This is a genomic window from Curtobacterium sp. VKM Ac-1376, from assembly GCF_015351025.1.
Lineage (GTDB): Bacteria > Actinomycetota > Actinomycetes > Actinomycetales > Microbacteriaceae > Curtobacterium.
This window is the reverse complement of record NZ_JADKRV010000006.1, coordinates 16,986-38,657: the sequence shown is the minus strand read 5'-3', so window position 1 is coordinate 38,657 and position 21,672 is coordinate 16,986. Positions and strand designations below refer to the sequence as shown.

Annotated in this window: 24 protein-coding genes and 1 tRNA gene; 13 read left to right on the top strand and 12 right to left on the bottom strand. The window is 70.6% G+C overall.

Annotated features, from left to right (window positions below):
• Positions 1-9: 9 nt before the first annotated feature.
• Positions 10-654 (bottom strand): helix-turn-helix domain-containing protein, encoded by a 645-nt coding sequence (locus tag ITJ56_RS09235; protein ID WP_194629993.1) that lies wholly within the window; start codon positions 652-654, stop codon positions 10-12.
• Here ITJ56_RS09235 and ITJ56_RS09230 point away from each other — a divergent pair.
• Positions 653-1,171, top strand: coding sequence for a GNAT family N-acetyltransferase (locus ITJ56_RS09230; protein ID WP_194629991.1), 519 nt, complete (start codon positions 653-655; stop codon positions 1,169-1,171). The two genes, ITJ56_RS09235 and ITJ56_RS09230, sit on opposite strands and share 2 nt — an antisense overlap.
• 121 nt (positions 1,172-1,292) lie before the next feature.
• On the opposite strand, the gene ITJ56_RS09225 is transcribed toward ITJ56_RS09230, so the two are convergent.
• Positions 1,293-1,853, bottom strand: coding sequence for a disulfide bond formation protein DsbA (locus ITJ56_RS09225; protein ID WP_228517444.1), 561 nt, complete (start codon positions 1,851-1,853; stop codon positions 1,293-1,295).
• 213 nt (positions 1,854-2,066) lie between these two features.
• On the opposite strand from ITJ56_RS09225, the gene pepN reads away from it, so the two are divergent.
• The 3 genes from pepN (at position 2,067) to ITJ56_RS09210 (ending at position 6,295) form a co-directional block, all read left to right on the top strand.
• Positions 2,067-4,646 carry an aminopeptidase N gene (gene pepN / locus ITJ56_RS09220; RefSeq protein WP_194629990.1) on the top strand — a complete coding sequence of 860 codons (2,580 nt, stop codon included), beginning with the start codon at positions 2,067-2,069 and terminating at the stop codon, positions 4,644-4,646.
• 75 nt (positions 4,647-4,721) lie between these two features.
• Positions 4,722-5,786 carry a mechanosensitive ion channel family protein gene (locus tag ITJ56_RS09215; RefSeq protein WP_194629988.1) on the top strand — a complete coding sequence of 355 codons (1,065 nt, stop codon included), beginning with the start codon at positions 4,722-4,724 and terminating at the stop codon, positions 5,784-5,786.
• Between the two features lie 29 nt (positions 5,787-5,815).
• Entirely contained in the window at positions 5,816-6,295 is a 480-nt protein-coding gene (locus ITJ56_RS09210; RefSeq protein WP_228517443.1) for a globin, read from the top strand.
• Between the two features lie 125 nt (positions 6,296-6,420).
• Here the strand turns inward: ITJ56_RS09210 and ITJ56_RS09205 are convergent, their stop codons facing one another.
• Both ITJ56_RS09205 and ITJ56_RS09200 read right to left on the bottom strand, forming a co-directional pair.
• Positions 6,421-7,263: an NAD(P)H-binding protein gene (locus tag ITJ56_RS09205; RefSeq protein ID WP_194629986.1), complete on the bottom strand. Its 843-nt coding sequence runs from the start codon at positions 7,261-7,263 to the stop codon at positions 6,421-6,423.
• A gap of 36 nt (positions 7,264-7,299) precedes the next feature.
• The gene (locus tag ITJ56_RS09200) at positions 7,300-8,001 is read right to left on the bottom strand and encodes a hypothetical protein (RefSeq protein ID WP_194629984.1); all 702 of its coding nucleotides are present in this window, start codon (positions 7,999-8,001) and stop codon (positions 7,300-7,302) included.
• A 93-nt stretch (positions 8,002-8,094) separates the two neighbouring features.
• On the opposite strand from ITJ56_RS09200, the gene ITJ56_RS09195 reads away from it, so the two are divergent.
• Positions 8,095-8,958, top strand: a complete 864-nt coding sequence (locus tag ITJ56_RS09195; protein ID WP_194629982.1) for an acyl-CoA thioesterase — start codon at positions 8,095-8,097, stop codon at positions 8,956-8,958.
• Here ITJ56_RS09195 and ITJ56_RS09190 read toward each other — a convergent pair.
• Complete coding sequence (locus tag ITJ56_RS09190) at positions 8,945-9,433, bottom strand: acyl-CoA thioesterase (protein ID WP_194629980.1); 489 nt, start codon at positions 9,431-9,433, stop codon at positions 8,945-8,947. The genes ITJ56_RS09195 and ITJ56_RS09190 overlap by 14 nt on opposite strands.
• 5 nt (positions 9,434-9,438) lie before the next feature.
• Entirely contained in the window at positions 9,439-11,124 is a 1,686-nt protein-coding gene (gene ettA / locus ITJ56_RS09185) for an energy-dependent translational throttle protein EttA (RefSeq protein WP_194629978.1), read from the bottom strand.
• 189 nt (positions 11,125-11,313) lie between these two features.
• Here ettA and ITJ56_RS09180 point away from each other — a divergent pair, with 189 nt between their 5' ends.
• Positions 11,314-12,045 (top strand): hypothetical protein, encoded by a 732-nt coding sequence (locus tag ITJ56_RS09180; RefSeq protein ID WP_194629976.1) that lies wholly within the window; start codon positions 11,314-11,316, stop codon positions 12,043-12,045.
• Positions 12,046-12,118: 73 nt separating this feature from the next.
• On the opposite strand, the gene ITJ56_RS09175 is transcribed toward ITJ56_RS09180, so the two are convergent.
• The 3 genes from ITJ56_RS09175 to msrA all read right to left on the bottom strand — a co-directional run bounded on the left by ITJ56_RS09175 (position 12,119) and on the right by msrA (position 13,698).
• Positions 12,119-12,805 (bottom strand): single-stranded DNA-binding protein, encoded by a 687-nt coding sequence (locus tag ITJ56_RS09175; RefSeq protein WP_194629974.1) that lies wholly within the window; start codon positions 12,803-12,805, stop codon positions 12,119-12,121.
• 124 nt (positions 12,806-12,929) lie between these two features.
• The gene (locus ITJ56_RS09170) at positions 12,930-13,133 is read right to left on the bottom strand and encodes a methyltransferase (RefSeq protein ID WP_123294006.1); all 204 of its coding nucleotides are present in this window, start codon (positions 13,131-13,133) and stop codon (positions 12,930-12,932) included.
• A 37-nt stretch (positions 13,134-13,170) separates the two neighbouring features.
• Positions 13,171-13,698, bottom strand: a complete 528-nt coding sequence (gene msrA, locus ITJ56_RS09165; protein ID WP_194629972.1) for a peptide-methionine (S)-S-oxide reductase MsrA — start codon at positions 13,696-13,698, stop codon at positions 13,171-13,173.
• Between the two features lie 150 nt (positions 13,699-13,848).
• On the opposite strand from msrA, the gene ITJ56_RS09160 reads away from it, so the two are divergent.
• A complete protein-coding gene (locus ITJ56_RS09160) occupies positions 13,849-14,115 on the top strand; it encodes a hypothetical protein (RefSeq protein WP_194629970.1) in 267 nt (88 codons plus the stop codon).
• Between the two features lie 89 nt (positions 14,116-14,204).
• Positions 14,205-15,464 carry a hypothetical protein gene (locus tag ITJ56_RS09155; RefSeq protein WP_194629969.1) on the top strand — a complete coding sequence of 420 codons (1,260 nt, stop codon included), beginning with the start codon at positions 14,205-14,207 and terminating at the stop codon, positions 15,462-15,464.
• Between the two features lie 78 nt (positions 15,465-15,542).
• Here ITJ56_RS09155 and ITJ56_RS09150 read toward each other — a convergent pair.
• Positions 15,543-15,615 (bottom strand) — tRNA-Arg (locus tag ITJ56_RS09150).
• A gap of 120 nt (positions 15,616-15,735) precedes the next feature.
• On the opposite strand from ITJ56_RS09150, the gene ITJ56_RS09145 reads away from it, so the two are divergent.
• From ITJ56_RS09145 to ITJ56_RS09135, 3 genes are read left to right on the top strand one after another with little or no spacing between them, the layout of a single operon-like run.
• A complete protein-coding gene (locus ITJ56_RS09145) occupies positions 15,736-16,566 on the top strand; it encodes a cytidylyltransferase domain-containing protein (RefSeq protein WP_194629967.1) in 831 nt (276 codons plus the stop codon).
• Positions 16,563-17,435 carry an N-acetylneuraminate synthase family protein gene (locus tag ITJ56_RS09140; RefSeq protein ID WP_194629965.1) on the top strand — a complete coding sequence of 291 codons (873 nt, stop codon included), beginning with the start codon at positions 16,563-16,565 and terminating at the stop codon, positions 17,433-17,435. The genes ITJ56_RS09145 and ITJ56_RS09140 overlap by 4 nt, the downstream gene beginning before the upstream one ends.
• Positions 17,432-18,985, top strand: a complete 1,554-nt coding sequence (locus ITJ56_RS09135; RefSeq protein ID WP_194629963.1) for a DUF6716 putative glycosyltransferase — start codon at positions 17,432-17,434, stop codon at positions 18,983-18,985. The genes ITJ56_RS09140 and ITJ56_RS09135 overlap by 4 nt, the downstream gene beginning before the upstream one ends.
• Here ITJ56_RS09135 and ITJ56_RS09130 read toward each other — a convergent pair.
• Positions 18,929-19,189 (bottom strand): thioredoxin family protein, encoded by a 261-nt coding sequence (locus ITJ56_RS09130; RefSeq protein WP_194629961.1) that lies wholly within the window; start codon positions 19,187-19,189, stop codon positions 18,929-18,931. The two genes, ITJ56_RS09135 and ITJ56_RS09130, sit on opposite strands and share 57 nt — an antisense overlap.
• A gap of 29 nt (positions 19,190-19,218) precedes the next feature.
• Complete coding sequence (locus ITJ56_RS09125) at positions 19,219-19,509, bottom strand: hypothetical protein (RefSeq protein ID WP_194629959.1); 291 nt, start codon at positions 19,507-19,509, stop codon at positions 19,219-19,221.
• Positions 19,510-19,570: 61 nt separating this feature from the next.
• Here ITJ56_RS09125 and ITJ56_RS09120 point away from each other — a divergent pair, with 61 nt between their 5' ends.
• Both ITJ56_RS09120 and ITJ56_RS09115 read left to right on the top strand, forming a co-directional pair.
• Positions 19,571-20,023, top strand: a complete 453-nt coding sequence (locus ITJ56_RS09120; protein WP_194629957.1) for a MarR family winged helix-turn-helix transcriptional regulator — start codon at positions 19,571-19,573, stop codon at positions 20,021-20,023.
• The gene (locus ITJ56_RS09115; protein ID WP_194629955.1) at positions 20,020-21,261 is read left to right on the top strand and encodes an MFS transporter; all 1,242 of its coding nucleotides are present in this window, start codon (positions 20,020-20,022) and stop codon (positions 21,259-21,261) included. Before ITJ56_RS09120 ends, ITJ56_RS09115 begins: the two co-directional genes overlap by 4 nt.
• Positions 21,262-21,672 lie beyond the last annotated feature (411 nt).

Below are 21,672 nucleotides of genomic sequence, written 5' to 3'. Positions count from 1 at the left end.
TTCCTGCGACTACGTGGCCCGGACCACCACGACGAGGTACCGGACGGGCTCCTCTCCCGGGTTCCGGTAGACGACGTCAGCGGGCTCGCCGAGCTCGATCCGGTCACCTGCCGCCAGCCGCGTCGGCTCGCCGCCGACGACGATCTCGAGCGTGCCGTCGACGACCCAGATGCAGTGCCGCAGGAACGCGGAGGCGGACGCGGGGTAGGCCACTTCGCGGCCGGCCGGGAGGCGCACCTCGGTGACGTCAGCGGGGAACGCCGCGCTCGAGACCGGACGGCGGCGGTACCCCGTGTCGGGATCGGTCCAGGAATCGGCGGACGCGCCGCGTTGGACCCCGCGCGCCTCGTCGGGGTCCGTCACCCTGGGCACCTCGTGCTCGAGGGCGTCGTCGAGGAGCTGCGAGATCGTCAGGCCGAAGGCGCCGGACAGCCGGCCGAGGATCGTCGCGGTCGGGCTGGAGACCCCCCGCTCGACCCGGTTGATCATCGCGCGGGAGACGCCGGACTCCTCGGCGAGCTCGGTCAGGCTCCACTTCCGCTCGGTGCGGAGGCGCTGGAGCCGGTCCCCGAGGGCGCGCTGCTCGTCCGCCACGGCGGGGTCCTCGGCGACGGTTGCATCATCGGCGGCGGGGTCGTCTACGATGTGAGACATGACGACAGCATATGCGACGAACGGGGCCGTGATCCGCGACTGCACGCCGACCGACCTCGACGTCGTGCACGCCCTGCACGTCGACGCCGTGCTGCATTCCACCGCCATCTGGCAGGACGAACCGCACCCGCGCTCGTACTTCGACGGATGGCTCGCCGAGCGGCGGGACGGCGGGTACCCGGTGCTCGTGGCCGAGGTCGACGGAGCCGTGGCCGGCTACGCGACGTACTCGCAGTGGCGGGCGCCCGAGGGGTACCAGCGGACCGTGGAGCACAGCGTCTACGTCGTGGAGGCGTACCGCGGCCGGGGTGTCGCCACGACACTGATGCAGGCCCTGGTCGCACGGGCCACCGACGAGGGCCGGCACGTGATGATCGCGGGCATCTGCAGCACCAACACGGGGTCGATCGCCCTGCACGAGCGGCTCGGGTTCACCACGGTCGCGGTCGTGCCCGAGGTCGGACGCAAGTTCGACCGCTGGCTGGACCTGACGCTCATGCGCCTGCCACTCGTCTGACGCGACGGGCGGGGCGGGCGCGAGCCGCGCCTCCCGTCCGCCCGTCGGCGAACGGAACCAGGTTCCGGACACTGAACCACGCGATACCGCGGTGTTGTGTCCGGAACCTGGTTTCGGAGCCTCAGTCGGTGGTGTCGAAGATCGGGCCGACCGTGCGCGAGCGCTTGAGCTCGAAGAAGCCGGGGTACTTCGCGACGGCGACGACGCCGTCCCACAGGTCGAGCGCTTCCTGGCCCTTGGGCGCCGGGGAGATGACCGGACCGAAGAACGCGGTGCCCGCGACGGCGATGACGGGCGTGCCGACGTCCTGTCCGACGCGGTCGATGCCGTCCTGGTGGCTCGCGCGCACCGCGGCGTCGACCTCGTCGGTCCAGGCGTACTCGAGCAGGTCGGCGTCGAGGCCGAGCTCGGCGAGCACGGCGGGGACGACCTGCCCGGGGTCCTTCTCCTGGCGGTGGTGGATGTGCTCACCGAGAGCGTCGTACAGCGGCTTCACGATGTCCTGCCCGAGCCGGAGCTTCGCGGCCGTGACGATGCGCGGGTAGACCTGGCCCGCGTGCAGGCGCTCCTTGTAGCTGTCCGGCACGTCCTGGTCCTCGTTGAGGACGAACAGGCTCATCACCTTCCAGGTCACGTCGAGGTCGCGGTGCTCGGCGACCTCGCCCACCCAGCGGCTCGTCATCCAGGCCCAGGGGCAGTTCGGGTCGAACCAGAACTCCACGGCGGTGCGTCCGCTGGTGGGGTCGGTCGGGTTGTCCACAGTCGTCTCGGTCACGATCCGAGCGTACGCGGCGTCGCTAGGCTGGAACCCATCGTCCCGCCGGCGCACGACGCCGTCCGGGGCCCCGTACGCGGACACCGATCGTCCGCGTCCCCAGCGAAGATGGAGCGTTGCGTGCCCGGAGAGAACCTCACCCGAATCGAAGCCCAGGAGCGCGCGGCCGTCGTCGCCGTGCAGACGTACGACGTCGAGCTCGACCTGACCCGCGGCGCGGAGACCTTCGGCAGCACCACGCGCGTGCGCTTCACGGCGACCGCCGGGGCGTCGACCTTCATCGACGCCATCACGAAGACCGTGCAGTCGATCACGTTGAACGGCACGGCGCTCGACGTCGCCGCGGTGAACGACGGCGTCCGCATCCAGCTCGACGACCTGCAGGAGCAGAACGACCTCGTGGTCGTCAGCGACGCGCTGTACACGAACACCGGCGAGGGCCTGCACCGCTTCGTCGACCCGGTGGACGAAGAGGTGTACCTGTACTCCCAGTTCGAGGTCCCGGACTCGCGCCGCATGTTCGCGGTGTTCGAGCAGCCCGACCTCAAGGCCGAGTTCTCCTTCACCGTCACGGCGCCGGCGCGCTGGCAGGTCGTGTCGAACTCCCCGACGCCCGAGCCTCACGTCGACGGCGATGTCGCCACCTGGGCGTTCCCGCCCACGGCGCGCATCTCGAGCTACATCACGGCACTCGTCGCCGGACCGTACGAGGTCGTGCGCGACGAGCTCACCAGCCGCGACGGCCGGACGATCCCGCTCGGCGTCTTCGCGCGCAGGTCGCTCGCCTCGTACCTCGACCCCGAGTACGTGTTCGACATCACGAAGAAGGGCTTCGCGTACTTCGAGGAGAAGTTCGACGTCGCCTACCCCTTCGAGAAGTACGACCAGCTCTTTGTGCCGGAGTTCAACGCCGGCGCGATGGAGAACGCGGGCGCCGTCACGTTCACCGAGACCTACGTGTTCCGGTCGAAGGTGACCGACGCCATCAAGGAGCGCCGGGTCGTCACGATCCTGCACGAGCTCGCGCACATGTGGTTCGGCGATCTGGTCACCATGAAGTGGTGGAACGACCTCTGGCTCAACGAGTCCTTCGCCGAGTGGGCGTCCACGATCGCCACGGCCGAGGCCACCGAGTGGACCGAGGCATGGACGACGTTCCAGGCGATGGAGAAGTCGTGGGCCTACCGCCAGGACCAGCTCCCCTCGACGCACCCGATCGTCGCGACGATCAACGACCTCGAGGACGTCCAGGTCAACTTCGACGGCATCACCTACGCGAAGGGCGGCTCGGTCCTCAAGCAGCTCGTCGCCTGGGTCGGCATCGACGCGTTCTTCGCCGGGGTGTCCGCGTACTTCAAGAAGCACCACCACTCCAACACCGAGCTCAGCGACCTGCTCGTCGAGCTCGAGGCGACGAGCGGCCGCGAGCTGACCGAGTGGTCGAAGCTCTGGCTCGAGACCGCCGGGGTCAACACGCTGCGCCCCGAGATCGAGACCGACGAGTCCGGCGTCATCACGTCGTTCACCGTCCTGCAGGAGGCCGCGGCCGACTACCCGACGCTGCGCCCGCACCGTCTGGCGATCGGCGTCTACGCCTTCCGCACCGACGAGTCCGCCCCGTTCGGCGCGGACACGGCCTCCGCCGGGGGCAAGCTCGAGCGTGTGCACCGTGTCGAGATCGACGTCGACGGCGCCCGCACCGAGGTCCCCGAGCTCGTCGGCGTGCAGCGCGGCGACCTCGTGCTCCTGAACGACGACGACCTGGCCTACGCCAAGATCCGTCTCGACGAGCACTCCCGGCGCACCGCGATCGAGCACCTCGCGTCGATCGCGAACCCGCTCGCCCGCTCGATCGTCTGGGGTTCCGTCTGGGACGCCACGCGCGACGCCGAATCCCCCGCGAGCGACTACGTCCGCCTGGTGCTCAGCAACATCGCGACCGAGACCGAGTCGACGACGATCCGCACGACGCTGTCGCAGCTGCTGCTCACCGCACGCAACTACGTGGCACCGAGCACTGTCGACACCACGGTCCGCGCGGTCGGTGACACGCTCTGGCAGCTCGCCGCCTCGGCCGAGGCCGGTTCGGACGCGCAGTTCCAGTTCGTGAAGTTCTTCGCGCAGATCCCGTCAACGCCCGAGCACGTCGCGACCCTGCAGGGCCTCCGCGACGGATCGGTCACGCTGCAGGGCCTCGAGATCGACACCGACCTGCGCTGGGAGCTGCTCGAGGGCCTCGTGCTCGCGGGCGCTGCGGGCAACGCCGAGATCGACACCGAGCTCGCCGCCGACAAGACGGCGTCGGGTGAGCAGGCAGCGGCCCGCGCCCGGGCGACGATCCCCACGGCCGAGGGCAAGCTGGCGGCGTTCTCGTCGCTCGTCGACTCGTCCGAGCTGCCGAACGCGATCGTGCGCCAGACCACGGTCGGGTTCCAGCACGTGAACAGCCCGGTGGTGCTCGAGGGCCTCGTGCCGAGGTACTTCGAGGTGCTCACGCGCATCTGGGCCGAGCGCAGCTACCACATCGCCGACACCATCGTCACGGGCCTCTACCCGGCACCGCTCGCGTCGACCGAGCTCCGTGACGCTGCGGCTGCATGGCTCGAGGAGCACCCGGAGACGCCGGCCCTGCGCCGCATCGTGTCCGAGAGCCTCGCAGGCACGGAGCGCGCACTCCGGGTCCAGGCCGCCGACGCCTGACCCGTCGTCCCACCCGGCGGGGTCTTGGCGTTCCTCCAGGGAGGCCGAGGCCCCGCCGCTTAGCATCGTCCGGATATGACCTTGGCTGCAGACACCACCGACGTCCCGAAGTGGGCGTCCAACACCTTCACCCAGTTCGTCGATGCCTGGCACGTCCCGATCACCATCGTCATCACGATCATCGCGGCGATCCTCGTCCGCGTGTTCCTGCGCCGCATGATCAAGCAGGTGGTCGACCGGGTCGTGAACGGCGTCAAGAAGCGTCAGGGCGCTGAGGACACGCAGGCGCTCATCGCCTCGCCGGTGCAGACGGCTCGCGTCGTCCAGCGAACCCGGACGCTCGGCAGCGTGCTGGAGAACCTGGCGACCGTCATCGTCGTCGTGATCGCGTTGGCCATCATCATCCCCGTCGCGATCCCCAACGCCGCGGTCGGCATCGTCGGTGGCGCCTCACTCGTCGCCGCCGGCCTCGCCGTCGGCGCCCAGTCCATCGTGAAGGACCTGCTCTCCGGCGTCTTCATGATCCTCGAGGACCAGGCCGGCGTCGGTGACGTCGTCGACACCGGCCAGGCCACGGGCGTCGTCGAGAACGTCGGCCTGCGCGTCATGCAGATCCGCGACGTCAACGGCATCCTGTGGTTCGTGCCGAACGGTCAGATCCTGCGCGTCGGCAACCTGTCACAGGGCTGGTCCCGCGTCCTCGTCGACATCACCGTGCCGTACGACACCGACATCGACGCCGTGCAGGATGCCCTGCTGGCGGCCGCCGTGACGATGTCGCAGGAGCCTCGGTGGCGCCAGCGCATCGTCGAGAAGCCGGAGATCTGGGGGCTGCAGTCGATCAGCGACGCTGGCATGGTCTTCCGACTCGTCGTGAAGACCCGCGCCTCCGAGCTCGACGTCGTCGGCCGCGAACTCCGCGCCCGCCTGAAGCGCGCCGTCGACGAACTCGGCATCACCCTGCCCGCCATGGCGATGATCATGCCAGAGGGTTGGGAGAACGCCACCTCGATCAACGGCCTCCGCTCGGTGCGGACCCAGCCGACGCCCGCCCCCACGAAGCCACGCCGCGCCAAGCGCAACATCCTCGGGCAGCCGATCCGCACCGACGACCCCGACAGCGGGAAGGACCCCCGATGACCGACCCCACACCGCCGAGCGGTCTCGGCATGCCCGGCGGGCTCGGCACGCCCCCGGGGCTCGGCGGCCCCGGTGTCCCCGGTGTCCCCGCGCAGCCGATCACGCTGCGGGTCGGGGAGCACGGTGCCTCGGCCACCGGCTCCCTGTACGAGCGGATCGGCGGCGCCCCGACGTTCGACCGGCTCGTCCGTCGCTTCTACGAGGGTGTGCAGCAGGACGAGGTCATCTGGCCGATGTACCCGGCCGACGACCTCGAGGGTGCGATCTGGCGCCTGTCCGCCTTCCTGCAGCAGTACTGGGGCGGGCCGGGCACGTACAGCGAGCAGCGCGGCCATCCACGCCTCCGGATGCGGCACAACCCGTTCCGCATCACGTCCGAGGCTCGCGAGCGCTGGCTCCACCACATGCACGAGGCGGTCGAGTCCCTCGAGCTCGCGCCCCTCGACGAGGCCGAGCTCTGGGCCTACCTGGACCGCGCCGCCCACGCGATGACGAACTCCTTCGACTGACGCGCGCCCTGCGCGACGCCGGCGCAGTGAACACGCCCGCAGCGGGACGGGAGGCCCGTGGCGGCGTCGCCACGGGCCTCCCGTCCGGCTGCCCCAGCGGCCTCGTACCCGCGGAACGCCACGCGTCAGCGCACGTACGAACCGGCGGCGAGGTCGTCGACGAGCGAGGGCCGCGTCGGCCGCCAGCCGAGGGCCGAGCGCGCGTGCGCCCCGGAGGCCTCCTGGTGGAGCAGCAGTGCATCGGCGTAGTCGGTGCCGAGTCGGTCGCGGCTGGCGTCGACGCTCTCGGCGACGACCGGTGCACCGTGGGCACCCGCCGTGGCGATGTCCCGCACGGTCGGGTTGTCCCCGGTCGCGGCGACGACGTACCCGTCCTGCTCCCCGCGGTGCAGGGCCAGGACGTACAGCTCGCCGAGGTCGTCCAAGTGCACCGTCGTCCAGCGCTGCGAACCGTCGCCGACGAGCGACACCGGCTGCTCGCCGTCGCTGACGAACATCGCCGGGATGCCCGCGCCACGGCCGTACACGATGCCCGGTGCGACGATCGTGCTCCGCACCTCGCTCGCACGGAGCAGCGCCTCGTTCGCCGCGCGCCACCCGGTCAGCGCCGGCGGGTCGATCGGCGACAGCTCGGAGATGTCGGTCGAGTCGCCGAAGGTGAAGATCCCGCCGGTGTGCACGAACGGCTTGGGCGTCCCCGCGAAGGCGGCGATCACCGTCCGGAGGAAGTCGGGGTCGACGCCGGGGGCCGACGCCGTGTGGACGGCGGCGTCGCTCTCGTGCAGCAGGCGCTCGACCACCTCGGTGTCGGTGACGTCCCCGACCAGGGCGCGGCCGCCGGCGTCGCGGACGTGCTGTGCCTTCTCGTCCGAGCGGACGAGTGCGGTGACCTCGTCACCGTGGGCGACGAGGGAACGGAGGACCGAGGAGCCGATGTAGCCGGACGCACCGGTGAGGAAGACCTGCATGCCGCCAGCCAACCACGCCGCCCGCGGTCGCCGTCGCTACGGGTTCAGGGTCCAGGCGCGACGCTTGACGAGCACGTGCCCGCGGGACGTCGTGAGCCGGCTCCAGGGTCCGGTCTCGAACAGCCGGACCGGGTCGTGCCCGAGGAAGCCGAGGCTCTCCCCCGCGAAACCCGCGCCAGCAGGCAGGTGCTCGATGCCGGGGACCGGTCGACCCCAGACCTCGGCGCGGATCCGGCGGACGATCGCCTCGCCCGCGTTCGAGGGCACGGCGTCGGCGACCTCGGCGATGCCGTCGCGGGTCGCCCGGCGGAGGAGCTCGGGAGAGACGTCAGGCAGCGGCACCCAGCCACCGCGGGGCGGCGAGATCGCCGCCCAGGTGACGGTGTGGACCTCGTGCGGCAGCTCGACCTCGACCGGAGTGGCCCGGGTCGGGTCGGCGCCCTCCGCGCGCTCGGCGTCCTGCGCCTCGGCCAGCAGCCGGAGCCGCTCGAGCAAGGACTGCAGCGGCACCACGGCGTCGATCGTCGCGGGCTCCGTGAGCGAGAACGTGCGGAGACCGAGGACCGTCGGCAGCTCGTCGAGCAACCCGAGCGGGTAGAGGATCGCGGTGTAGACCGCGAGGACGCCGGAGTCGGCGATGAGCCGGACGGAGCCGTCCTCGATCCGGGCGGCACGTCCGAGGTACGTGCGGAGGTCACCGAGCGAGGCGGCGTCGGGAAGCGTGAACGAGGTGCCCATGTCGGTTCCGATCCTACCGGCCGGGATCCTCCGGACGGCTGGGCGTTCGCGCCCTCCGACGCCGGGTGAGTGCGCCTTCGTAGACTGCACCACGTGAACGGAGAACCCGACTTCCTGCGGACCCTGCGACTCGAGGACACCGGTGCGAGCACGGGCGAGACGATCCTGACCGGTGCGAGCCACTGGTCACCCGGCGGACGGGTCTTCGGCGGACAGGTGCTCGCGCAGTGCATCGTCGCCGCGCAGACCACCATCGAGGGCCGCGACGTGCACTCGATGCACGGGTACTTCCTACGACCGGGTGACATCGACGTGCCCATCACCTTCGGCGTCGAGCGTATCCACGACGGCCGCTCGTTCGCGGCCCGCCGCGTGCAGGCCTACCAGCGAGGGGTGCCGATCTTCTCGATGATCGCGTCGTTCCAGGTGCCCGACACCGGTGTCGAACACCAGGACCCCTACCCCGTCGACACCCCCGCCCCGGAGTCGCTGCCGTCGGCCGCGTCGATCCTGTCCGCCATCGACCACCCCGTCGCCCGGGCCTGGGCGGAGCGCTCGATCGATCTGCGGCACGTCGAGGGTCCGGTGTTCCTCGACGTACAGGGCGAGCACGTGCCGCACCAGGCGGTCTGGTTCCGGGTGCAGGGTGACCTGCCCGACGACCCGGCCCTGCACCGCGCGGTGCTCGGGTACGCCAGCGACCTGTCGATCCTCGAGCCGGTGATGCGGCGGCACGGTCTGGCCTGGGGAACTCCCGGGGTGAAGAGCGCCAGTCTCGACCACGCGATGTGGTGGCACCGCGACGGCCGAGCAGACGAGTGGGTCCTGTACACGCAGGAGTCCCCGAGTGCACAGGGCGGTCGGGGACTCGCGTTCGGCCGGATGTTCTCGCGCGACGGCCGGCTGCTGGCCACCGTCGCGCAGGAGGGCATGATGCGGGTGCCTACGGGCGGCTGAACCGCACGGGCTCCTCGAGGTAGCGCTCACAGGCGGCACGCTCGACGTCGGTCAGCCGACGGGGGCGGTTCGTCGCAGCGTCGACCATCACGAGCGCCGTCGTCGCCCGGGTGTAGAGCACGGCCGGCTGCTGGCCGACCGGTGACCACACCTCGTAGGAGACGTCGATGCTCGCGCCCCCGAGTCGCCCGATCCACATCTGGATGTCCAGCGGCTGGCGGAGGTACGGGATCGACGCCAGGTACTCGAGCCGCTGCCCGGCGATCACGGTCATGGTGCCGGAGCCGGGTCGGCCGTCAATGATCGGCTCGGGCAGGCTGCCGTCGCTGGTGCCGGGATCTTCGTCGGGGTCGGCACCCCAGAACCCCACGATGCGCGCCTCTTCCAGGAGGCGCAGCATCGCGGAGTTGTTGACGTGACCGTAGGCGTCGATGTCGCTCCACCGCATGCGGATCGGAGCGTGCAGTCTCGCCATGCTTGTCAGTCGCGGGTGAGCTTGCGGTACGTCGCGCGCCCGGGCTTGGCGGCGTCGACGCCGAGGCGTTCGACCTTGTTCTCCTCGTACGCCTCGAAGTTGCCCTCGAACCAGTACCAGTTCGGCGTGCCGTCCTCGTTGAGGCCCTCCCACGCCAGGATGTGCGTGGCGATGCGGTCGAGGAACCACCGGTCGTGGGTGATCACCACGGCGCAACCGGGGTACTCGAGCAGCGCGTTCTCGAGGCTGCCCAGGGTCTCGACGTCCAGGTCGTTCGTCGGCTCGTCGAGGAGCAGCAGGTTGCCGCCCTGCTTGAGCGTCAGCGCCAGGTTCAGACGGTTGCGCTCACCACCCGAGAGGATGCCGGCGCGCTTCTGCTGGTCCGGGCCCTTGAAGCCGAACTGCGACACGTAGGCGCGCGACGGGATCTCGGTCTTGCCGACCTGGATGTAGTCGAGTCCGTCGGACACGACCTCCCACAGGTTCTTGTTCGGGTCGATGCCACCGCGGCTCTGGTCGACGTAGGAGATGTCGACCGTCTCACCGATCTTCAGCGTGCCGCCGTCGAGGGGCTCGAGACCGACGATCGTCTTGAAGAGCGTGGTCTTGCCGACACCGTTCGGGCCGATGACGCCGACGATGCCGTTCCGGGGCAGCGTGAACGACAGGTCGCCGATGATGATGCGCTCACCGAACTGCTTGCGCAGGTGCTCGGCGTCGATGACCTGCGAACCCAGACGCGGGCCCACGGGGATCACGATCTCTTCGAAGTCGAGCTTCCGGGTGCGCTCGGCCTCGGTGACCATCTCCTCGTAGCGGGCGAGGCGGGCCTTCGACTTCGCCTGACGGCCCTTGGTGTTGCTCCGGACCCAGTCGAGTTCCGAGGACAGGCGCTTCGCGAGCTTGGCGTCCTTCTTGCCCTGGACCTCGAGGCGGGCGCGCTTCTTCTCGAGGTAGGTCGAGTAGTTGCCCTCGTACGGGTACAGACGGCCGCGGTCGACCTCGGCGATCCACTGAGCGACGTGGTCCAGGAAGTACCGGTCGTGCGTGACGGCGAGGACGGCGCCGTGGTACTGCTGCAGGTGCTGCTCGAGCCACTGCACGCTCTCGGCGTCCAGGTGGTTGGTGGGCTCGTCGAGGAGGAGCAGGTCCGGCTTCTGGAGCAGGAGCTTGCACAGCGCGACACGGCGCTTCTCACCACCGGACAGGTGGGTGACGAGTTCGTCCCCCGGGGGGCACTGGAGCGCGGCCATGGCCTGCTCGAGCTGCGAGTCGAGGTCCCACGCGTCGGCCGCGTCGATCTCTTCCTGCAGGGTGCCCATCTCGGCGAGGAGCGCGTCGAAGTCGGCGTCCGGCTCGGCCATGAGCGCCGAGATCTCGTTGAACCGCGCGAGCTTGCCGTGGATCTCGCCCACGCCTTCCTGCACGTTCTCGAGCACGGTCTTGGTCTCGTCGAGCTCGGGCTCCTGCATGAGGATGCCGACGGAGAAGCCCGGCGTGAGCTTCGCCTCACCGTTCGAGGGCTGGTCGAGACCGGCCATGATCTTCAGGATCGTCGACTTGCCCGCACCGTTCGGTCCGACGACACCGATCTTGGCGCCGGGGAGGAACGACATCGTGACGTCGTCGAGGATCAGCTTGTCGCCGACCGCCTTGCGGGCGCGGACCATCTGGTAGATGTACTCAGCCATATCGGCCCCAAGTGTAGTGACACCACCGGAACATCGCGCGCCCGACGCCGGATCGCCACTTCGGCACTGACGACAGGTCTGTTGCAAACGGCACGTCACGACGTAACCTCTCTTCGCCCCACAACCTCGGGGGGCCCGTCACCCACCACGACGAGGACCAGGATCAGGACCACGGACAGGACGAGGACCATGACCACGCAGACCACCCCCTCGCGGCTCCGCCGCATGGCGCTCCCCTTCGTCGGGGCGATCGCGCTCACGGTCGGGCTCGTCGCCCCCGTGGCACCGGCATCCGCAGCCGGTGCCGTCCCGAAGGGCGACCCGTACCTGCTGTACACCGCGAGCATCAGTGCGACCGGCTCGGGCACCGGGTACTCGTCGTACATCAACGTGCACGACGCTCACAACAACGCCTACGCCTTCGGTATCCAGTCGGACAAGGGATCGCCCCAGAGCAAGGGCAAGCCGCGCTACATCTGGGAGCGGGTGCAGAACGGCAAGTTCACCTACGGCTACCTCGGCCCGGCGACGAACAAGCTCACACCGATCGGCATGCGCTGGTACAAGAACGACGTCGCGACGATGATCGTGAACCACAAGACGATCGGCACCCTCAAGCTCAACCTGGACGGACGCCTGTTCTTCAACGCCGAGGCCAACGCCCGGCTGAACGGCGACGTCGTGCACTCCACGGTGCAGAACACCCGCATCACGGTCGGCGACCGCAAGTCGAACACCGGCCTGAACGGCAAGTGGGACACGAGCTTCTCGTTCCACGGGCTGAAGGCGAAGCAGACCAACAGCCCGCGGGTGCAGGGTGCGAGCTTCACGATCGACGGTCGTGTGACCGGGCTGCCCCGCGGTGGCAACTGGGACACCGCGCAGGTCTCCGGCATCGGGATGATCGCCCAGAAGTGGTGACCGACGCCGCCCGCTGAACCGCGCGGAGCTCCGGCGGCCTGACCCGACCCACTGACCCAGTCAGCGCCTCAGGTCAGGCCGCTTCGGCGTCGTGCGCGTCGTGGTGGTGCTGGTCGTCGGGCGGCGGCACCGACTCCCAGGGTGCAGCGTCGTCGTCGAGCACGCGCTCGGACGACCCGGCGGGCTCCGGACCGTCGCCGAGCGCTGGCGCGCCGTGCAGGCCGTCGTCGGCTCCGTCCGGACCGTGCTCGGTCGACGCGTGCTCGGACAGTCCGGCGGGGTCCGGTGCGCCGTGCTCGTGCGGGTGACCGGTCTTCGTGTCCGGTGCGGGCTCTCGGACCTCGCCCGTGCGGGGGTCGACGCCGCGCATCCCGCTCTGGCCCGAGGCTGCGTCGCCCACCTGGCGCGGCACGCGGACCCAGTTGCTGATGCCCCAGGCGAGGTCGTGCCCGATGCCGTCGGCGTCGATCTCGACGGAGGTGCCCCCGCGGCCGTCGCGCTCCCAGGTGCGGATGCGGACTCGGCCGGCCACGACGATGCGGTCACCCTTCTTCAGGGACTTGAACACGTTCGACGCGAGCGAGCGGAAGGCGGTGACGGTGTACCAGTTGGTCGCGCCGTTGACCCAGGCAGCAGTGGCCCGGTCCCATCGGCGCGAGGGTGACGCGAGCCGCAGGCTCGTGATGGCGATGCCGGTCTCGGTGACGAGGTGGCGCGGCTCGGTGGCGACGATTCCGCAGACGGTGATGATGTCGTTCATACGTCGATCGTCACGGAACCCGGGGCTGCCGGAGCGGCCCCGGGTTCCATCTGTGACGTGTGGACCCGAACAGGCGACCTGTGGAGGACGAGTCCCCCGGGCCTCCTGTCCGACCGTCCGGGCGTCAGTGCGCTCGGAACTCGGGCCGGGCCGCCAGCGGACCGAGCGCGGCGTGGACCGCGCCCTTCGCCGACTCGAGTGACGGGTAGAGCCCGCCCGCCCGTCCTCGTCCGTAGAGCTCGACCTGGAAACCGTCCGCCGCGCGGTGGATGCTGCCCACCGCTCCGGCCGGACCGATCGCGACCCAGGTCCCCGTGTTGTTCGTCATCGTGCGACCACCTCCTTGTGGCCCCGACGCCCCGGGATCAGGACGCCAGGATGTACTGACTGTAGGCCTTGCGGACCTTGTTCACCTTGGGCAGTGCCACTGCGAGGCAGTAACCCTGACCGGGGTTCTTCGCGAAGAAGTCCTGGTGGTACTCCTCCGCCGGGAAGAACGTCGAGAGCGGCTCGATCGTGGTCACGATCCCGCCGTCCCAGATCTCGGACGCACGCTCGACGGCCCGCGCGAAGAGCTCACGCTGCGCGTCGTCCGCGGGGAACATCGCCGACCGGTACTGCGTGCCGACATCGGCGCCCTGCCGGTTCAGCTGCCGGGGGTCGTGCAGCGTGAAGAACACGTCGAGGATGACGTCTGCCGGGATCACCGCCTCGTCGAAGGTCACGGCGACCGCCTCGGCGTGACCGGTCGTGCCGGTGCACACCAGCTCGTACGACGGGTCGGCGACCCGGCCGCCGATGTACCCGGACACCACGTCCTGCACGCCCTGCAGCGTGCGGTACACGGCGTCGAGACACCAGAAACATCCACCTGCGAGCACGAACGTCGTCATGGCCACAACCTACCTTCCGGCGACCGGCGTGGCCCGTCCACTCCTCCACAACCGGATCCGTCGGAGCACTGATCCCCAGCGCTGCACAGGTCCCTCGGCGTGTCGGTGGCCGCCCGTAGCGTCGTCACCACACCGACCAGGAGGCCAGCGATGCAGACCACTTCCGAACCCGCACTGCGGATCCGCACCCTCCCGCTGGCCCGCGCCCGGGGCGAGTACCGCATCCTCGACGTCCGCGACGACCTCAGCCGGGTGACCCGTGCCAACGGCGAGATCGTCGGGTACGTCGACCGGATCGACGTCGCCGGTGACACCGCGTTCCGGGCCCGCCGGTACATCGCGACCGAGCGGCGCTTCGTCGAACTGCCCGAGGTCTGGTCCGCCGACGACGCCGTGGACACCCTCCGGTGGTCATGATGTTCCAGATTGGAATCATCTCCGGTCGGATGCGCGGAACACCGACCGGCCTCCCCGACTCCTGCCCATTCCGTGGGTAAGGTGCGCGCATGGACTGGTGGAACGACCTGACCGACTGGACTTCGTCCGACACAGGATGGCGGGTGCTCTCGGGCGCTGTGATCCCCTTCGTCGCCATCATCGTGGCGGGTGTCATCGCGGCGCTCATCGGGCGCAGCGCGACGAAGCGGGTCGTGGCGCTCCAGGAGCGTGAATCGAAGAACGCGGCGGTCGCCGCGATCGTCTCAGCGGCGCGCAAGGCTGCCGCCTGGGGTTCACTCGGGCACGACGAACGCTCGTACGCGGACCACCTGGCCGAAGACGCCGACATCCGCCTGCGCCTGCTGCCCGTACCGGGTGCACCGCTCGCCGCGAGCTGGGCCCAGCACGAGATCGCCGACATCAAGAAGAACTCGTCGACCTTCAGCTTCCAGGCGGAGCAGTCCCTCGCCGAGTTCCGAGACCGTCTGCTCGAGTGGCAGGCCCGTCCGAACCGTGCACGCAAGCTCTTCAAGGCGGACCTCGAGCGCTGGAAGTTCGAGTCGCCTGACCCCGATGCCGAGCTGATCAAGCGCCAGCAGGACTGGAACGCCGACCAGGCCGAAGCTCCTCGCGCCCAGGCCTCGACGTCGGCCTCTCCGGGCGAGCGCCCCACCCCGACGACGACGAGCCTCCGTCCGGCGCAGCGACAGGTGCCGACTCCGACGGCCTCCGCCGCTCCGGCAGCCCCGTCGTCCACCCCGGCTGGCGCAGCAGTTGCAGCGGCCCCGGCGTTCTCTGTCGACCGAGGCACTTCCGACCCGAACGCCACGCGGTCCTTCGGCGCGAACACCACGCGCGTCTACGGCGACGACGACACCGCCGCGCCGCCCGTGCGTCCGGCGCTCGGCACGCCGACGTCGCCTTCGCGCTCCACCCCGAGCCGCCGCACGGACGACACCGGCGTCGTGGACGACGACTCCGCCACCCGCTCCTTCGGCGAGACCGGAGCCACCCGCGCACTCGACGAGACCGACCGGGCGCCGCGCACCGACCGCCCCGGGGCCACCGTGGAACGATCCGGTTCGTCGGCTGTCGCGACGCCGACCTCGGCGGACGCACACGTGAACCGTGCACCCGCCAACAGCGTCTCAGCGGCGTCGGCGCCCAAGGTCGAGACGCCCGGCACGACGAACACCACGTCCATCCCGACGCGGCTGAACCAGGCGCCGGCCGAGCCGACGGACGCGAGCGAAACCTCCGAGGCGCCCTACACACAGCCGATCAGCGCCGCCGAACTCCGACGCCGCGCCGCGGACGACGACGAGTAGCCCCGCGCCAGCGCGACGAGCAACACGTCCGAAAACGGGCCGTCATCCGATCGGATGGCGGCCCGTTCTCGTGTTCGGCGCCCCCGGCAGGAATCGAACCCGCGGCACGGTGGGTAGAAACCACCTGCTCTATCCACTGAGCTACGGAGGCGAGCGACGTCGATTCTAGCGGTGGCACGGCCGCACGGGCTCGGCGCGGTTCCGGAACGGTTCCGCCCGTGTCTGCTCCCCGTTCGTCTCGGCGACATCCGGGCTTCGTAACGTCCGAAGCATGCGCTCCACCGGTACCGTCCTCGCCGTCGTGCCCGCTCGGGCCGGCTCGAAGGGAATCCCGGGCAAGAACCTGCGCACCGTCGCCGGTCGTTCCCTGGTGCGTCGTGCGGTGGAGTCGGCACTGGGTGCATCGCGCATCGACGACGTGGTCGTGTCGACCGACGGGGACGCCATCGCCGCCGAGGCCCGCGCAGCCGGAGCCCGAGTCGTCCGTCGCCCCGGCGATCTGGCCGGCGACGAGGCATCGTCCGAATCGGCGCTGCTGCACGTGCTCGACGAACTCGACGCGAGCGTGGCTCCCCTGCCCGAGGTCCTCGTCTTCCTGCAGGCCACGTCACCCTTCATCGAGCCCGCCGACCTCGACGCCGCGGTCGCCCGGGTCGTTAACGGCCACGCCGACGCCGTCTTCGCGGCCGCTCCGTCGCACGCGTTCCTGTGGCGCCTCGCCGCGGACGGCACCGCGGTCGCGGTGAACCACGACGCCGCCACTCGTCCACGCCGTCAGGACCGCGAGCCCGAGTACCGCGAGACCGGCGCGTTCTACGTGATGCGCACGGCGGGCTTCCTCGAGAACCGCCACCGGTTCCACGGTCGCGTCGAGCTGGCCGTCGTCGACCCCGCGGCCGCGATCGACATCGACGACGCCGCCGACCTCGCCCTCGCCGAAGCCCAGGCCGAAGCCCTCGCCGAGGCGCTCGCCCCGGACCGACACGCGGACCGGAACGCGGCCGGCGACACGGACCGGAACCGCGCTCCACACCACCACCAGACCCCGATCCCAGCACCATCCCCGACGCGGGCGACCCCCGCACCGAACGGAGCACCATGACCGTCACCATCGGCACGTCCACGATCGGCGCGGGGCACCCCGCCTACCTCATCGGCGAGATCGGCCTCAACCACAACGGTGACGTCGACATCGCGAAGCAGCTCATCGACGTCGCCGCCGACGCGGGCCTGCAGGCCGTGAAGTTCCAGAAGCGCACGCCGGAGATCTCCACGCCGGAGCACATGAAGAACACCCCCCGGAGCACCCCGTGGGGCGACATGACCTACCTCGAGTACCGCTACCGCGTCGAGTTCGACCGCGACCAGTACATCGAGATCGGGGACCACGCGACGCTGCGCGGCCTCGACTGGTTCGCGTCCCCGTGGGACGAGCCGTCGGTGGACTTCCTCGAGGACCTCAACGTCGTCGCCTACAAGATCGCCTCGGCGTCGGTGACCGACCTCGGCATGCTCGCCGCCGTCGCCACCACCGGCAAGCCCGTCATCCTGTCCACCGGCATGTCGACGCTCGAGCAGATCGACGCCGCCGTGGAGGCCCTCGGCACCGATCGACTCGTCCTCATGCACGCGACGTCGACGTACCCGCTGCCGGCCGAGGAAGCGAACCTCCGCATGATCGACACCCTCGCCCACCGTTACTCGGGCGTGCCCGTCGGCTACTCCGGCCACGAGCCCGGCCTGCAGATCTCCATCGCAGCCGTCGCGCTCGGCGCCACCGCCGTCGAGCGACACATCACCCTCGACCGCACGATGTGGGGCTCGGACCACGCGGCGTCGCTCGAGCCGCACGGCCTGAAAACGCTCGCGCGCGACGTCCGCATCATCGAGACCGCCCTCGGTGACGGGGTGAAGAGGATCTTCCCCGGCGAGCAGGCACCGCTCGCGAAGCTGCGTCGCGTCGGCGCGTGACCGACGCGACCGGCGGCGTCAGCAGGCCTGTGGGCGCGACCGGCACCGGCGGTGCGCCGACGGGCGGACGGGAGGCGCGCCTCCCGTCCGATGCGTCACCAGGCGTCCGACGGGTGGTCGGGCTGGTCGACACCGACTCGTTCGCGAAGTGGGGCGCGCACCTGCTGGCAACCGCGCCGGCGGCCTGGGACCTCGAGCTGCGGACCGTCGCCACACCGCGGTCGGCGAGTCCGAAGCAGCTGCGCGCGGCGTTCCGCGGACTCGACGAGCGTCTGGCGCACCTGCACCGTCAGCCGCCGACGCCGAAGGACGTCGACACCGTCGTCGAGGAACTCCGGCAGGACCCGCCGGACGCCGTCCTGGTGTCCCTGATCGGGCCGGTCGCCGAACTCGTGATCGACGAGGTGCACCGTCGGATCCCCGACCGGCCGGTCCTGGTCTCCGGGTTGCCCGGGATCTCGTTCCCGTCGAAGTGGAAGGGCATCTTCTTCCGCGCCCGGGCCGATCTGTTCGTGCTGCACAGTCACCGAGAGGTCCGGGCCTACGAGGAGACGGCGCGCGAGGGCGGGGTCGAGCCGCACTTCGCACTCGCCACGCTGCCGTTCGCCCGGAGTGCCGGCGCAAGCGCTGCGACCGGCGCGACTGCTGCGACTGCTGCAGCCGCCGGCGGCGTGCGCGACTCCATCGTCTTCGCGGCCCAGCCGAGTGTGCCGCTCGAGCGAGCCGACCGGGCGCTCGTCGTGCGGTGGCTCGTCGAGACGGCGCGGGCACACCCGGAGCGGCGTGTCGTCATCAAGACGCGTGCCGCGGCAGGCGAGCACCAGACCCATCGCGAGGAGCACCCGTACCCGGACCTCGTACCCGCCGACGCCCCGTCGAACCTCGTGGTGGAGAGCGGCCCGATGGCCGAGCACCTCGACCGTGCGGTGGCCCTCGTCACGATCAGCTCGACCGCCGTGCTCGAGGCTGCTGCCCGCGGCGTGCCCGCCCTCACGCTGACCGACTTCGGCATCGGGCGGCACCTCATCAACGAGGTCTTCGTGACGAGCGGCCTGGAGGGCGACGCGGTCGACCTGGTCGAGGGCCGGTTCGGCACCGTGCGGCCGAGCTGGATGCGGGACAACTACTTCCACCCGGACTCCGACGACGACTGGCAGCACCGGCTCGCAGCCCTGATGGACCAGCGGGACGGGGGCACACTCGTGGACCGCGCGCCCGCTCGCCGGAGCCGGGGCGGCGTGCTGCGGCGCGCGTGGGAGCGGAAGAACGCTCTCGGCGGTGCTGACCGGACCGCACTCGGGGCGCTCGCCCTGGTGATCGGCGCGCCGATCCGGGGCGCCAAACGACTCGGGCGGCGGCTCAGCGCGCTGGTGGATCCGCCGGAGCCCGTCGCCGTGGCGGCCCCGACGTCGCAGCGTGCGTCCCAGGGGCGTGCAGCGGCCGACAGCTCGTCGGCCGACCGCTCGTCGGCCGACCGCTCGTCGGCCGGCCGCTCAGAGGGCCTTGGCGACCGCGAGCAGGAGCTGGTCCCGGGTGGGGACCCCGGGTGAGCGGAAGACCTCGGTGCCGTCGTCCTGCCGCACGATGATCGTGGGAGTCGAACGGATGCCGAGGTCCTCCGCGTCGTCGGGGTGACCCGCCACGTCGCGTTCCGTCACGGTCAGCCCGTGGACGAGCGTCGACGCCTCGGCCGACACCCGACGGGCGGCGGCGCACGGCGCGCAGAAAGCGGACGTCCAAAGGTCGAGCTGCATGTGGTCTTGCAACGCGGCGGTGCGGTGTTCTACTCCCGGTCGAACTCGCCGGTCCGGTCGCCGCGGTCCTGCAGGTCGTCGACGGGGTCGGACTCGCCCGGCACGAGCTCGAAGTCGACCGAGATCTGGTCGAGGACGTGGCGGTGTCCGGTGGCGCGGTAGGTGAAGGCCGTCTGCAGGCCTTCGACGTCGGCGAACACCGTGACCTCGTCGTCCAGCGCGTCACTCGTGGCGGTGCGGGTGTCGGTCGTGCCGTCGAAGGGGCCGCCGTGGAAGATCGCGGTGTACTGGTCGCCCTCGTTGATGGTGATGTCGCTCATGCGTCCCTTCTACCAGGCCACGCCTGTTGCGGGGTGCATAGCACTGCTATATAGTTCGGCTATGGAATCACTGCGCGAACAGACGATCGAGACACTCCTCGTCTCCGTCAACCGCCTGATCCGCAGCGCCGTCCAGTCGACGGGGAACACGACGTCCGCCGCCGTCTGGCGCACGCTCGGCATCCTCGAGACCGACGCGCCCCTTCGGCTCGGCGAACTCGCGGTCGCCTCGCGCGTGGCGCAACCCACGATGACCCGACTCGTGACCGGCATGCTCGCCGACGGTCTGGTCACCCGCAGCGTCGACCCCGAAGACTCCCGCGGACAGCTCATCGAGCTCACCGACGCCGGACGCGAGCGACTCGGCGCCTGGCGCGCCACCCTCACGAGCACGGTCGGCCCGCTGTTCGCCGACCTCACCGACGACGACTGGGACGTCCTGCACCACGCGGCGACCCTCATCGCCCAGCGGACCAGGACAACACCCCACAACGGAACGGAGATCCCCGCGTGAACACCCACGCACCCGCCGGCCAGTCCGGCTCGATCCTCAAGCAGTCGTCAGCGGTCTGGGCGATCGCCTTCGCGTGCGTCGTCGCCTTCATGGGCATCGGGCTCGTCGACCCGATCCTTCCCGCTATCGCTGCGTCACTCAAGGCGACCGCCGCGCAGACCGAGTTGCTCTTCACGAGCTACCTGGCCGTCACCGGCGTCGCGATGTTCTTCACCAGCTGGGTCTCGAGCCGCATCGGCGCGAAGCGCACCCTGCTGATCGGCCTCGCGCTCATCGTGGTGTTCTCGGTGCTCGCCGCCACCTCGAACAGCGTGTGGAGCATCATCGACTTCCGCGCCGGCTGGGGTCTCGGAAACGCGCTCTTCATCTCCACCGCACTCGCGACCATCGTCGGAGCGGCCTCGGGCGGCACCGCGTCCGCGATCATCCTGTACGAGGCCGCACTCGGCCTCGGCATCGCGGTCGGCCCGCTCGTCGGCGGCCTGCTCGGCTCAGTGAGCTGGCGCGGACCGTTCTTCGGTGTCACGACCCTGATGGCCGTCGCCTTCATCGCGATCGTGGCGCTGCTGAAGACCGGCAGCCTCGAGAAGCCCACCCCCACGAAGCTCTCGGCACCCTTCCGCGCCCTGGCCCGGCCCGCGCTCGCAGCCCTGGCGGCGACCGCGCTCTTCTACAACATCGGCTTCTTCGTCCTGCTCGCCTACACGCCGTTCCCGCTCGGCTTCGGCGCACTCGGCATCGGCTTCACGTTCTTCGGATGGGGCGTCGGTCTCGCGATCACCTCGGTGTGGGTCGCCCCGATGCTCACCGCTCGGATGCGCCGGACCACCGTGCTGAAGGTCGCCCTGCCGCTGTTGGCACTCGACCTGTTCGCCGCCGCCGTCGTCGTGCGGTCGCAGGTGGGTCTGATCGTCTGCGTGGTGATCGGCGGACTCGTGCTCGGCGTCCTGAACACCGTGCTCACCGAGTGCGTCATGGAGGCCACGGACCTGCCCCGCTCGGTCGCCTCGAGCGCCTACTCCGCCGTCCGCTTCATCGGCGGCGCCGTCGCCCCACCCGTCGCGACCCTGCTCGCCGACGCGTACTCCCCCTCGGCCGCGTACGTCTTCGCGGGCGCGTCCGTCGCGGTCGCCTTCGTGGTGATCCTCTGCACCACGAAGGTCCTGCGCCGCGTCGACGACGGTGCCGAGCCCGAGCGTGTCGAGGCCGAAGCCATCACCGCCGGCGACATGGCGTAGCCCCCGGGCGCTCGCACTCGCCGCCGCCCGCTCCTCGCTCCTCGCTGACCGCGAGCGGGCGAAATGCCGGAGTGTCCCCAGTGGGCACCCCGGCATTTCGCCCGTTCGTGCGTCCGTGCGTCCGTGCGTCCGTGCGCGACGGCTTCCAGGCGCGGCGCGGCCCGCCGGGGTCGCCAGGCGCCTCCAGGGAGTCGCCTGCGTCGCATGCGGCCCGCCTCACCGACGAACGGGCGAAACGTCGGGGTCCGCCTGCGGCGTGACCGCGGCATTTCACCCGCTCGGCCAGGGATGGAGCGAGGCACGGCGCGACCGGAGCCCCGCCGCCGCCGAGCGGGCGAAATGCCCGCGTCTGTCCGCACGACGGCCCCGGCATTCCGCCCGCTCGCGCAGGCGGGTGCAGGCGGGAGCGGT

What these genes read in the sequence shown, in the direction of transcription:
- ITJ56_RS09120 (WP_194629957.1), top strand. Translation starts at nt 19,571, where the DNA reads ATGGAATCACTGCGCGAACAGACGATCGAGACACTCCTCGTCTCCGTC.
- ITJ56_RS09215 (WP_194629988.1), top strand. Translation starts at nt 4,722, where the DNA reads ATGACCTTGGCTGCAGACACCACCGACGTCCCGAAGTGGGCGTCCAAC.
- ITJ56_RS09230 (WP_194629991.1), top strand. Translation starts at nt 653, where the DNA reads ATGACGACAGCATATGCGACGAACGGGGCCGTGATCCGCGACTGCACG.
- ITJ56_RS09125 (WP_194629959.1), bottom strand. Translation starts at nt 19,509, where the DNA reads ATGAGCGACATCACCATCAACGAGGGCGACCAGTACACCGCGATCTTC.
- ITJ56_RS09160 (WP_194629970.1), top strand. Translation starts at nt 13,849, where the DNA reads ATGCAGACCACTTCCGAACCCGCACTGCGGATCCGCACCCTCCCGCTG.
- ITJ56_RS09180 (WP_194629976.1), top strand. Translation starts at nt 11,314, where the DNA reads ATGACCACGCAGACCACCCCCTCGCGGCTCCGCCGCATGGCGCTCCCC.
- ITJ56_RS09155 (WP_194629969.1), top strand. Translation starts at nt 14,205, where the DNA reads ATGGACTGGTGGAACGACCTGACCGACTGGACTTCGTCCGACACAGGA.
- ITJ56_RS09170 (WP_123294006.1), bottom strand. Translation starts at nt 13,133, where the DNA reads ATGACGAACAACACGGGGACCTGGGTCGCGATCGGTCCGGCCGGAGCG.
- ITJ56_RS09130 (WP_194629961.1), bottom strand. Translation starts at nt 19,189, where the DNA reads ATGCAGCTCGACCTTTGGACGTCCGCTTTCTGCGCGCCGTGCGCCGCC.
- ITJ56_RS09140 (WP_194629965.1), top strand. Translation starts at nt 16,563, where the DNA reads ATGACCGTCACCATCGGCACGTCCACGATCGGCGCGGGGCACCCCGCC.
- ITJ56_RS09190 (WP_194629980.1), bottom strand. Translation starts at nt 9,433, where the DNA reads ATGGCGAGACTGCACGCTCCGATCCGCATGCGGTGGAGCGACATCGAC.
- ITJ56_RS09210 (WP_228517443.1), top strand. Translation starts at nt 5,816, where the DNA reads ATGCCCGGCGGGCTCGGCACGCCCCCGGGGCTCGGCGGCCCCGGTGTC.
- msrA (WP_194629972.1), bottom strand. Translation starts at nt 13,698, where the DNA reads ATGACGACGTTCGTGCTCGCAGGTGGATGTTTCTGGTGTCTCGACGCC.
- ITJ56_RS09235 (WP_194629993.1), bottom strand. Translation starts at nt 654, where the DNA reads ATGTCTCACATCGTAGACGACCCCGCCGCCGATGATGCAACCGTCGCC.
- ettA (WP_194629978.1), bottom strand. Translation starts at nt 11,124, where the DNA reads ATGGCTGAGTACATCTACCAGATGGTCCGCGCCCGCAAGGCGGTCGGC.
- ITJ56_RS09205 (WP_194629986.1), bottom strand. Translation starts at nt 7,263, where the DNA reads ATGCAGGTCTTCCTCACCGGTGCGTCCGGCTACATCGGCTCCTCGGTC.
- ITJ56_RS09225 (WP_228517444.1), bottom strand. Translation starts at nt 1,853, where the DNA reads ATGACGAGCCGCTGGGTGGGCGAGGTCGCCGAGCACCGCGACCTCGAC.
- ITJ56_RS09175 (WP_194629974.1), bottom strand. Translation starts at nt 12,805, where the DNA reads ATGAACGACATCATCACCGTCTGCGGAATCGTCGCCACCGAGCCGCGC.
- ITJ56_RS09145 (WP_194629967.1), top strand. Translation starts at nt 15,736, where the DNA reads ATGCGCTCCACCGGTACCGTCCTCGCCGTCGTGCCCGCTCGGGCCGGC.
- ITJ56_RS09200 (WP_194629984.1), bottom strand. Translation starts at nt 8,001, where the DNA reads ATGGGCACCTCGTTCACGCTTCCCGACGCCGCCTCGCTCGGTGACCTC.